Annotated in this window: 9 protein-coding genes and 1 tRNA gene; 7 read left to right on the top strand and 3 right to left on the bottom strand. The window is 65.1% G+C overall.

Going from position 1 to position 10,530, the window contains the following annotated elements; all coding sequences use genetic code 11:
- Positions 1-22 precede the first annotated feature (22 nt).
- The 4 genes from J7I89_RS20875 (at position 23) to J7I89_RS20890 (ending at position 5,268) form a co-directional block, all read left to right on the top strand.
- A complete protein-coding gene (locus J7I89_RS20875) occupies positions 23-1,549 on the top strand; it encodes a sugar ABC transporter ATP-binding protein (RefSeq protein WP_214974291.1) in 1,527 nt (508 codons plus the stop codon).
- Entirely contained in the window at positions 1,546-2,577 is a 1,032-nt protein-coding gene (locus J7I89_RS20880) for an ABC transporter permease (protein WP_104139689.1), read from the top strand. The genes J7I89_RS20875 and J7I89_RS20880 overlap by 4 nt, the downstream gene beginning before the upstream one ends.
- On the top strand, positions 2,577-3,593 hold the full coding sequence (yjfF, locus tag J7I89_RS20885; RefSeq protein WP_214974292.1) for a galactofuranose ABC transporter, permease protein YjfF: 1,017 nt from the start codon (positions 2,577-2,579) through the stop codon (positions 3,591-3,593). The genes J7I89_RS20880 and yjfF overlap by 1 nt, the downstream gene beginning before the upstream one ends.
- A gap of 217 nt (positions 3,594-3,810) precedes the next feature.
- Complete coding sequence (locus tag J7I89_RS20890; protein WP_214974294.1) at positions 3,811-5,268, top strand: family 43 glycosylhydrolase; 1,458 nt, start codon at positions 3,811-3,813, stop codon at positions 5,266-5,268.
- 126 nt (positions 5,269-5,394) lie between these two features.
- Here J7I89_RS20890 and J7I89_RS20895 read toward each other — a convergent pair whose 3' ends face one another.
- The 3 genes from J7I89_RS20895 to J7I89_RS20905 form a co-directional block, all read right to left on the bottom strand.
- Complete coding sequence (locus tag J7I89_RS20895) at positions 5,395-6,420, bottom strand: LacI family DNA-binding transcriptional regulator (RefSeq protein WP_251045656.1); 1,026 nt, start codon at positions 6,418-6,420, stop codon at positions 5,395-5,397.
- 73 nt (positions 6,421-6,493) lie between these two features.
- Positions 6,494-7,504 carry a LacI family DNA-binding transcriptional regulator gene (locus J7I89_RS20900; protein WP_214974296.1) on the bottom strand — a complete coding sequence of 337 codons (1,011 nt, stop codon included), beginning with the start codon at positions 7,502-7,504 and terminating at the stop codon, positions 6,494-6,496.
- A gap of 127 nt (positions 7,505-7,631) precedes the next feature.
- A tRNA-Lys gene (locus tag J7I89_RS20905) sits at positions 7,632-7,704 on the bottom strand.
- 235 nt (positions 7,705-7,939) lie between these two features.
- On the opposite strand from J7I89_RS20905, the gene J7I89_RS20910 reads away from it, so the two are divergent.
- The 3 genes from J7I89_RS20910 to J7I89_RS20920 all read left to right on the top strand — a co-directional run bounded on the left by J7I89_RS20910 (position 7,940) and on the right by J7I89_RS20920 (position 10,491).
- Positions 7,940-8,599, top strand: coding sequence for a hypothetical protein (locus J7I89_RS20910; RefSeq protein ID WP_056631802.1), 660 nt, complete (start codon positions 7,940-7,942; stop codon positions 8,597-8,599).
- A gap of 256 nt (positions 8,600-8,855) precedes the next feature.
- Positions 8,856-9,473 (top strand): DUF47 domain-containing protein, encoded by a 618-nt coding sequence (locus J7I89_RS20915; protein ID WP_214974298.1) that lies wholly within the window; start codon positions 8,856-8,858, stop codon positions 9,471-9,473.
- Position 9,474: 1 nt separating this feature from the next.
- Positions 9,475-10,491, top strand: coding sequence for an anion permease (locus J7I89_RS20920; RefSeq protein WP_308159991.1), 1,017 nt, complete (start codon positions 9,475-9,477; stop codon positions 10,489-10,491).
- Positions 10,492-10,530 lie beyond the last annotated feature (39 nt).

Here is a 10,530-nt window from a genome sequence, read left to right on the forward strand (position 1 = left end):
CTAGCACAGAAAAGATACGAGGATGAACGAAATCGTTCCGGTCGTCGAGATGACCGACATAGCTATTGGATTTCCAGGAGTTAAGGCGCTCGACGGAGTCAACTTCCGCCTCTTCCAAGGTGAAGTCCACGCCCTCATGGGAGAGAACGGCGCCGGCAAGTCCACGCTGATCAAGGCCCTGACAGGCGTGTACACCATTGATTCCGGCACGATAACCGTACTCGGCGAGCACAAGCAGTTCTCAACGCCGGCAGCATCCCAGGCCGCCGGCATCAGCACTGTCTACCAGGAGGTCAACCTCTGCCCCAACCTGACCGTTGAAGAAAACGTGCTGCTGGGACGGGAACCGCGCCGCCGCGGCTCCATTGACTGGAAGGGCGTCCGGTCCCGGACCCGGGAGGTCCTCGCAGAGCTGCACCTGAACCATGTTGATCCCGGATCCCTGCTGTCCTCGCATTCCATCGCGGTCCAGCAACTCATCGCCATTGCCAGGTCGGTGGAGATCAACGCCAAGGTCCTCATCCTGGATGAACCAACGTCGAGCCTCGATGCCGATGAAGTCAACCAGCTCTTCCGCGTCATCCGGGACCTCCGCGACCGCGGCGTAGCCATCCTGTTCGTCTCCCACTTCCTCGAGCAGGTCTACGAGATCTCCGACCGCATGACGGTGCTCCGCAACGGAAAGCTCGTGGGCGAATACCTGACCCGCGACCTCTCCCGCATGGGCCTGATTTCCAAGATGATCGGCAAGGAAATGGAGGCACTCGCCGAGCTGGACCAGGCCCCTGCCCGGACACGTGCCAGGACAGGCTCCGAGGTGACGCCGTTCGTTGAGGCCCGCGGGCTCGGGAGGAAGGGATCGGTGTCGAACGTGGACCTGTCCATCTACCCCGGAGAGGTCGTTGGCCTCGCGGGCCTGCTGGGAGCAGGCCGGACCGAGATCGCCAGGCTCTTTTTCGGTGCCGACAAGGCCGATGAAGGTTCCATAAGGGTTAAGGGCGTCAGCCAAAGGATCCGCTCCCCGCGGGCCGCGATCGATAAGCGCATCGGGTTCTGTTCCGAGGACCGCAAGGAGGAAGGCCTCATCGGAGACCTGTCCGTCCGCGACAATCTCATGCTGGCCATGCAGGCCAGCAAAGGCTGGGCGCGCCGGATCCCACGCCGGGTCCAGGACGAGCTGGTGGCTGAGTACATCGCCACCCTCGATATCCGCCCGGCAAATCCCGACGCCCTGATCCGCAACCTCAGCGGCGGGAACCAGCAGAAGGTCCTGCTCGCCCGCTGGCTGATCACTTCCCCCGAACTGCTGATCCTCGATGAGCCAACCAGGGGAATCGACATCGGGGCGAAGACCCAGATCCAAAAGCTCGTCAACAAACTCGCGACCGAAGGGATGTCCATCCTCTTCATCTCCTCGGAGCTCGAAGAGGTCCTGCGCCTGAGCGACCGCGTCGCCGTCATCAAGGACAGGGAAATGGTCGCCGAAATCAAGAATGACGACGTCTCAGTGGAAGACGTCATGACGGTCATCGCCGGAGGAACGCAGTGAAATCCCTTATGAAGAACCGCCTTGCCTGGCCGGTGATCGCGCTGGCAGCGCTGCTGCTGCTGAACCAGATTTTCCGGCCCGACTTCCTGAGTCTGAGGATGCAGGACGGACACCTCTACGGCAGCATCATCGACATCATGCGCAACGGCGCCCCGACGATCCTCATTGCCCTGGGGATGACCCTGGTCATCGCCACCCGGGGCATTGACCTCTCGGTCGGCGCGGTGGTAGCCATCGCCGGAGCGGCATCGTGCGCCTACATCGCCGCTTCCCCGGAACCTGCCTCGCCGGTAACGGCAGCCATGGCCGTACTCATCGCCGTGTTGGCGGGCCTTCTCCTGGGCGTGTGGAACGGGTTCCTGGTCTCAACGGTCGGCGTGCAGCCCATCATTGCGACTCTGGTGCTGATGACCGCCGGACGGGGCATCGCCCAGCTCATCACGGGCGGCCAGATCGTCTCCGTATCGAATGACCATTACAAGTCAATCGGTGCCGGGTACCTGTTCACCCTTCCCGTCTCCATCCTGATCACCGCGGCAGTCTTCGTCCTGGCAGCCGTCCTCACCCGGCGCACGGCGCTGGGAATCCTCATCGAAGCCGTGGGCATCAACCCGGTGGCCAGCCGCCTGGCCGGGCTGCGCTCGCGGAACATCATCTGGATCGTTTACGTCTTCAGCGCGGTGTGCGCCGCCATCGCCGGCCTGATGATCAGCTCCAATGTCACCGCAGCTGACGCGAACAATGCCGGCCTCTACATTGAAATGGACGCGATCCTTGCCGTCGTCATCGGCGGCACTTCACTCGCCGGCGGGCGGTACACCCTGGCCGGGACCGTGATCGGGGCCTTCATCATCCAGACCCTGACCACCACCGTCTACACGCTCGGAATCCCGCCGGAAGTGACGCTGGTGTTCAAGGCCCTCGTCGTCATTACCGTATGTCTCCTGCAGGCGCCCAAGGCACGGAATCTGCTGCGGAGCCTCAAAGCCGCACCCAAGCCCGGCACAAAGGAAAAGGTCGCAATCTGATGTCCTCCCTGTCCACCCTGACGCCACTGACAGTCAAGGAACCGTCGCCCCTCCGCAGCCGCATGCGCGGAGGTGCCCGCTACGCGCCGACCCTCGCGACCCTGGGGCTCTTCATCGCCATGTTCGCCGTCGGTGCGGGCATGTACCCGAGCTTCCTCTCCGGCCAGGTGTTCCTGAACCTCTTCATCGACAACACCTTCCTGATCGTGCTCGCCGTCGGCATGACGTTTGTGATTCTGACAGGGGGCATCGACCTGTCGGTCGGAGCCGTCGTCGCACTGTCGATGATGGTCAGCGCCACACTTCTCCAGCAGGGCTGGAATCCGGCCGCCGTCATCTTCCTTGTCCTGGTCATCGGTGGCGGGCTGGGCCTCCTCATGGGACTGATCATCCAGTACTTTGACATCCAGCCCTTCATCGTCACCCTCGCCGGCATGTTTCTCGCCCGCGGCCTCTGCTACGTCATCAGCCTCGACTCGATCCCCGTCACCGAGGGATTCTTCACCAGCGTGGCCCAGGCCCAGATCCCGCTTCCCGGGGACCTCTTCGTCTCGCCCGGCGTCCTCCTGGCGCTGGCCATCGTCGCCGCAGCCTTCTTCATCCTCCACCACACCCGCTTTGGCCGGACCGTCTACGCCATCGGCGGCAATGAGCACTCAGCGATGCTCATGGGGCTGCCGGTAACGAGGACAAAAGTCCTGGTCTACGCACTCAGCGGCCTCTGCTCCGCCATCGCCGGAGTCCTGTTCTCGTTCTACAGCCTCTCCGGCTACAGCCTCGCAGCGCAGGGAATGGAACTTGATGCCATCGCCGCCGTCGTCATTGGCGGCACCCTGCTGACGGGCGGAACGGGCTACGTCCTGGGATCCGTCGTGGGAGTCCTGGTGCTGGGAATCGTCCAGACCTTCATCGCCTACGACGGAACCCTCAGTTCCTGGTGGACAAAGATCGTCATCGGCGGACTGCTCCTCGTCTTCATCCTGCTGCAGCGGCTCTTCGCAAGGAAGACGGCCTAAGCGGCCCGGCGCCGCCGGCTTCCCAACTCGTCACACCCGATTCATCAGCGCCAAAACCATTTCACAAATCGCGACGCCCGGCCCGGGACCCTGCACGCCTTGTGCCGCAGCCCCACTCCGGTGCTTCATCAATGACCCCTTCTCCGCTGCCGCGCGGCCTCGCACGAGGCCGTCCGCGCCCACGCGTAGAAGGGAATCCAGGAAGGACGCTCTTACTATGAATGCTCCCCTCAACCGGCAGTTTTCGCGCCGCTCGTTCCTCGGCTCGGGAACCGCCGCAGCCGCTACCGTGATACTGGCCGGCGCGGGTGCGGGAACCCTGGTGACGGCCCCGGCGGCCGCCGCCGCTCCCGCCCTTACGACGCCGGTCATCAACCCGATCGTTCCGCAGCGGGCTGACCCCTGGCTCATGAAGCACACCGACGGCAGGTACTACTTCACCGGCTCCGTGCCTGAATACGACCGGATCATCCTCCGCTCCTCATCCACCATCTCCGGGCTGGGCAGCTCCTCGGAGGCCGTGGTGTGGACGCGGCCCGCCACCGGGACCATGGGAGGCTACATCTGGGCACCGGAGCTGCATCACTTTGACGGGAAGTGGCACATCTACTTCGCCGCCGGGGACAGCACCGACGTTTTCCGGGTGCGGATCTACGTGATATCCACGGCCGCGGCTGACCCGACGACCGCGGTGTGGGAACCGCCGGTCCGCGTGTACACGCACGCCGACACTTTTTCCCTGGACGCCACCACCTTCGAGCACGCCGGCACGCGGTACCTGCTCTGGGCGCAGAGCGATACAGGCGTGAATTCGAGCCTGTTCGTCGCCTCCATGTCATCTCCCTCCACCTTGTCCAGCGCTCCGGTCCGCATCGCTGTCCCCACGCTGGACTGGGAAACCAGGGGGTACAAAGTCAACGAAGGGCCCGCCGTGATCAAGCGGAACGGCCGGATCTTTGTGTCCTTCTCAGCCAGTGCGACAGACGCCAACTACTGCGTGGGCCTCCTGACCGCGGACGAAAACGCGGACCTGCTCAATGCGGCGTCCTGGACGAAGACCCCGACGCCGGTATTCAGCACCTCGGAGGGGTCAAAGCAGTACGGGCCGGGGCACAACTCCTTCACGGTCGACGAAGCGGGCAATGACGTTCTCGTGTACCACGCCAGGTCCTACCGCGACCCGATCGGCAACCCGCTCTTTGATCCCAACAGGCATGCCCGCGTTCAGCGGCTGCACTGGAAGGCAGACGGAACACCCGATTTTGGCGTTCCGGTCGGGGACGGGGAGCTCCCCGTGCGATTGGAATCAGCCGCCGCCCCCGGCGCCTATCTCGTTCACGACGGGACAATCGTCACAGCCTCGTCGGCGCCGTCGCTGGGGGCGTCCCAGTTCCGCATTGCCCCCGGCTATGCCAAGAAGAACTCCGTGGTCATCGAACCGGTCCTGACCAAGGGACGTTACCTTCGGATCCAAAGCTCAACCGTCGCCATCGCGTCCACCGCCGGATCGTCGTCGGCATTCATCCAGCGGGGGGGACTTTCGGATCCGGCAGGAGTCTCCTTCGAGTCAGTCGACCTTCCCGGTTCCTATCTGCTGCTCCGGCAGGGCGTCCTGACCGTAGCCACGGCAGGCAAGAACGACAGGGCCACGGCCACCTTCTTCCTGGACTCATAGCCGCACGGTACGGCCGTCGTCAGCATCTCCTGCAGGGCCCGGTAAGCCTCCCGGCTGCCGGGCCCTTGCGTGTGCCACTTGAGAGGTGTGCACGGGCCTCAGCCACGGGCTCAGCGTGCGGCGTGTTCAGCGTGCGGCGCGTGGCGGCGCCGTCGTCGAACGAACCACAAGCCTCGGGTTGACCACCGACGACGCACCTGAATGGCCGTTGGCCATATCGAAGAGGAGCATCTGCATGCACCGGGCTCCGAGTTCCTTGAAACCCTGGTTGACAGTGGTCAGGGGCGGCACAAGATAAGCGGCCTCGGGCTGGTCATCGTAGCCAACGAGGCTGATGTCCTGCGGGACGCGCAGCCCGGCTTCGCTAAAGGCACGCAGGGCTCCCAGTGCCATCTGGTCGTTGGCCGCGAACAGCGCGGTGACATTTCCTACGGCCGCAAGTTCAAGCCCGGCGCGGTAACCGCTTTCGGCGCTCCAGTTGCCTCGGATCAGCACGGAGTCGGAAAGTTCCGCCTGGGCGAGGGTACGACGCCAGCCGTCGATGCGGGCGGCGGCGTCAATCCAGTCCGGCGGCCCGGAAACATGGGCGATGGCTGTATGGCCAAGGTCCACCAGATGCTGCACGGCAAGGCTGGCTCCCATCCGCTGGTTCACCGCGGCGACACTCAGCCGCTCGTCGACGCCGAAGCCCACCGCTACCAGCGGGACGGCCATGCTGATGGTGCTGAGCGATTCGAACATGGCCTCGTGCGGCACGATCACGACGATGCCGTCCACCGACTGCATCATGAAGTATTCGAGGGCGTCCTTGATCGCGGCGGGCGTGACTTCACTGAGGCTGGCCACGCTGACGAAATAGCCCTTGTCGCGGGCTGCCTGCTGCACTCCAAGCAGCGTATTGGCCGGACCGTAATGGGACATGTCGCTTCCCAGGACGCCTATGGTCTGGGACCGCCGGGTGACCAGGCTGCGCGCTGCGGTGTTCCGGCGGTAGCCCAATTCTCCGATGGCCTTTTCGACGCGTTCGCGGGTTTGCGGGCTGACGTTCGGATGGGCGTTGAGGACCCGCGAGACCGTCTGGTGTGAAACGCCGGCCAGCCTGGCCACGTCCTCCATTACGGGGGGACGCCTGGTCTCTGATCCTACTGACATTCCTCCCCCTAAGTTAGCGCTAACAATTAGTTTACCAGCTATGCCGAAATCAGGCTGCGGGAAAACCGGGGTCTCAGGCAGGGGCGGAGGTGCTCTGCCGCACCACCAGTTCGGGCGCCACCACGGTACTGCTTACGCTTTCGCCGTCCCCGATGGCGGTCAGCATGATGTCTATGCAGCGCCGGCCGAGTTCCTCGAAGTCCTGGCGGACGGTGGTGAGCGGCGGGTTGAAGTAGCCCGATTCCGGCTGGTCATCGAACCCGACCACGGAGACGTCGTCGGGCACGCGGACGCCGGCCTCATTGAACGCGCGCAGCAGGCCCAGCGCCATCTGGTCGTTTCCCACGAAAACGGCCGTGGCCGAGCGTTCTGCGGCCAGCTTCCTGCCAATCTCGTAGCCGCTGCCGGCGCTCCAGTCCCCCGTCATCAGGAGATCGTCGTCAAGGCCTGCGGAACGCAGGGCGGCGCTCCAGGCCTCGGCCCTCGCCACGCCGTCGATCCAGTCCTGCGGCCCGGCGATGTGCCCTATCCGCCGGTGGCCCAGTTCAATCAGATGCCCGACGGCGAGTTCGGCTCCCCGCGCCTGGTCCACCATGGCGCCGCTCACCGCGTCATTTCCCAGCGACCCCACCGCCACCACCGGGACCCCGAGCTTCAGGTCCGCGAGGGCCAGCAGCGTGTCGGAGTGCGGCACGCTCACCACGATGCCGTCGACGGACTGGTCCATGAAGTGCCTGACGGCATCGAAAATCGACTCACGGCTGACGGACTTCAGCGCCGCGATACTGACAAAATAGCCGGCGTTCCGGGCCGCCTGTTCAACCCCCAGCAGCGTGTTGGAGGGTCCGTACTGCGAGAGCTCGCTGGCCAGGACGCCGATGGTCTGGGAGCGCCGGGTGACCAGGCTCCGCGCCGCAGTGTTGCGCCGGTACCCCAACTCGGCGATGGCTGCCTCCACGCGTTCGCGCGTGGCCTTGCTGACATTGGGGTGGTTGTTGATCACCCTGGAGACGGTCTGGTGCGAGACTCCGGCGCGCTCCGCCACGTCCTCAAGCCGCGGCAGCCGCGCGTTGCTTTTAGTCATGGGGCTATTGTGCGCGACGCCGCGCCGCAACACGAATGCCGCACTGGCCCGGGGGCAGCAGGCACGCAAAAAAGTCCCCGGTTCCTGTTGCCAGGAACCGGGGACTTTCCACTCTTCGCTAAAAGAGTGGGCCCTGTGGGGATCGAACCCACGACCCACGGATTAAAAGTCCGATGCTCTACCAACTGAGCTAAAGGCCCAAACTGACCGTCGAAATGCCTGCCTCAGCGGCCTGCACAGCGGGTGTCAGTTCCAGTCCATTTCTGGACGTTAATACTGTACCCCAGTCCGGGGGTTGTCTTTCGCACGCGGCCTCCCGCCGCCGTCGTTCCGCTCGTTTCCCGGCCTGGCCACGGCGCAAACCGCGCGGCCCCGCGGAGCGAAGGCTCCGAAGGCGCGCTCGATTCCCGCACGGACCAGGAGTAGCGTGGGACCATGAGCGAGAAAGCAGGAACCAGCGGCCCGGGCGGGGCGGAGCGGCACCACAAACCAAAGCCTTTTGCGCCCATTGATTTCGAGCCATTCGCAGGCGGTGCGGATCCGGCACGCGTGTCCGAAGCGGCACACCTTGCCGCCCAGGCGCTGGTGCGCCACGGGCGGGACAGCGACGATCCCGTCATCACCAAACGCCTGGTGAAGCTCGCCGACGAACAGGGCCTCGAGGCCATCGCCGAAATGTGGGCCGAAAGCCCGGCGCGCTCACTTCCCGGTGCGCTGTGGAGGCTGTATGCCCTCCGCGCAGCGACCGTCCAGGACCCGGAGCGCATTTCCGTCTACTTCAAGGCGGGCAAGGACACGGCGCAGGTGTCCAACGTGGTTGCCGGAGCGGCCGAACCGCCGGGCGCCGACGAAATGAAGACCATGGCTGACGCCATTCTGTCCGGAGCGTTCGACGGCGACTTCGACGTTGCGCTGGAGCGTTCGGCCGCGTTTTGCCGCGTGGTTGCGCTGGGACAGGCCACCCTCGCGGACGGTGCCGACCACAGCAACGAGGTCCACGCCCGCAAGCTGACGCGCAACTCGCACCTCCTGGTGAAAACCGCCGAAGACCTCGAACACGCCGCCAACGCCTGGCGGCTGGGCGAGCTCGACTGACCCATTGGGCCCGATCTGTCAATGTTGACTTGGAAGGGCCAAAGTAGAACACTGAAACTGGTGCCGAGCCGCGAAACCCCCGGGCTTCAACATTTAGCCGCCTAGAGCGGCCTACCGCCGAGAGGCGTATCCGGTTCGGCACCATTTTCATGCCCGGTTGCCGCTGCCGGTAAAGTACTGACTAGCTGCGGGGCAGGACGTCAAGTCACACAATCCGCAGTGCCCAGCCCTGACGATCCTCCGGAGACCGGTACTAATGAAGCTGCGCCTTTTTCCGCAGGAGCCCGCGGGGCTGAACCTTCTCTCGCAGCTGGCACAGCAGATCGTCCTGGCCAGCGCCACCATGGCGGAGATCCTGGGAGCACCGGCCACTGAGCATGACCGGCTTGTCGAGGACATGCACAACCACGAGGCCAAATCCGCTGAGCTGCACTTCGCCCTGCTGACCCACATGCGCACCAGCTTCGTGAACCCGCTGCCCCGCGAGGACATGTACGGCCTGTCCCTGTGCCTCAACGAAGCAATCGAGAAGCTGGACGCCGCGGCCGAGCTCGTGGCGCTCTACAAGCTGGACCGGCTTCCGAAACGGGCCGCCGACCAGCTTGAGATCATCAGCCGCCAGGCCGAACTCACCGCTGATGCCATGCGGCGGCTGAACAACCTCGATGACCTTGAGGACTACTGGATCGAGGTCCTGCGCCTGGCCAAGCGTGCCGAGCGGACGCACCGGATCTGGGTGGCGGACATGCTCAAGGACATGAAGTCCACGCAGTACGCCCGGAACAGGGACATCGCCAACCAGCTGGTGGACGTCACCAAGGACATGCGGCGCATCGCCACCCAGGTAGGCAGCATCATCGTCAAGGAATCCTGACGTGACGCTGTTCATCTTCGCCATGGTGGTGGTCCTGGCCGCGGCGTTTGCGTTCATCAACGGCTTTAGGGACGTGTCGACGTCGGTGGCCCTGGCAGTGCGCACCCGGGCGCTGACGCCTACGGTGGCCGTCCTGCTGGCAGCCGCCTTCAACTTCATCGGCGCCCTGCTCAGCGCCGGCCCTGCCGTGGCCGTCAGCCAGACCTGGGTCACCCTCCCCCGCGGCGACAGCGGCCTGACCATCCTGGCGGCCGGCCTGGCCAGCGCCTGCACCTGGGGCCTGTTGCTCTGGTGGCGCGGCATCCCGTCATCCTCCACGCATGCCCTGGTGGGCGGCCTGGCGGGCGCCGGCACCGCGAGTGTGGTGGTGGGCGGCAACTCCGTGGGCGGCGTGGACCAGTCACTGCTGTTCCAGGTGGTCCTGCCGCTGGCCCTCTCGCCGGTCATCGCCTTCATCGGCGCGTACCTGCTGGTCTTCCCGGTCACCTGGGCTGCCCGCTATGCGCAGCCGAGCGTCATTAACAAGCGTTTCAGGACCGCACAGTCGGTCGCCGCGGGGGCGGTCGCCTTTGGCCACGGGCTCCAGGACGGGCAGCGCATTAGCGCCGTGCTTCTCCTGGCCCTCCTGGCCGCGGGGTACAGTGGCGGCGGCTCCATCCCGCTCTGGGTGGCCATGGTGTCGGCGGTCATGATCACCGTTGGCACGCTGTTCGGCGGCTGGCGCATCTCGCACACAGTGGGCTACCGACTCATCCGGATCGACCCGCTCCGCGGCGTGGTGGCGCAGGGCTTCAGCGCCATCCTGCTGTTCATCGGCGCGATCGGCCTCCACTGGCCGCTCTCCACCACGCACACCGTCACGTCGTCCGTGCTCGGCGCGGGTGAAAACCAGAATTTCGCCACAATCCACCGGAAGCTGGTGGTCCGGATCCTGGGGCTCTGGGTCCTGACGCCGGTCGCCACCGCAGCGGCTGCCTTCGTCCTTGAACTCGCGCTCTCCCCGCTCATCGGCGCCTAACACCCATCGAGTGCTGCAATACGGCCCTTCTGAGCGCTC

The sequence above is a fragment of the Arthrobacter sp. ISL-5 genome (assembly GCF_018613835.1).
GTDB lineage: Bacteria > Actinomycetota > Actinomycetes > Actinomycetales > Micrococcaceae > Arthrobacter.

What these genes read in the sequence shown, in the direction of transcription:
- J7I89_RS20875 (WP_214974291.1), top strand. Translation starts at nt 23, where the DNA reads ATGAACGAAATCGTTCCGGTCGTCGAGATGACCGACATAGCTATTGGA.
- yjfF (WP_214974292.1), top strand. Translation starts at nt 2,577, where the DNA reads ATGTCCTCCCTGTCCACCCTGACGCCACTGACAGTCAAGGAACCGTCG.
- J7I89_RS20890 (WP_214974294.1), top strand. Translation starts at nt 3,811, where the DNA reads ATGAATGCTCCCCTCAACCGGCAGTTTTCGCGCCGCTCGTTCCTCGGC.
- J7I89_RS20895 (WP_251045656.1), bottom strand. Translation starts at nt 6,420, where the DNA reads ATGTCAGTAGGATCAGAGACCAGGCGTCCCCCCGTAATGGAGGACGTG.
- J7I89_RS20900 (WP_214974296.1), bottom strand. Translation starts at nt 7,504, where the DNA reads ATGACTAAAAGCAACGCGCGGCTGCCGCGGCTTGAGGACGTGGCGGAG.
- J7I89_RS20910 (WP_056631802.1), top strand. Translation starts at nt 7,940, where the DNA reads ATGAGCGAGAAAGCAGGAACCAGCGGCCCGGGCGGGGCGGAGCGGCAC.
- J7I89_RS20915 (WP_214974298.1), top strand. Translation starts at nt 8,856, where the DNA reads ATGAAGCTGCGCCTTTTTCCGCAGGAGCCCGCGGGGCTGAACCTTCTC.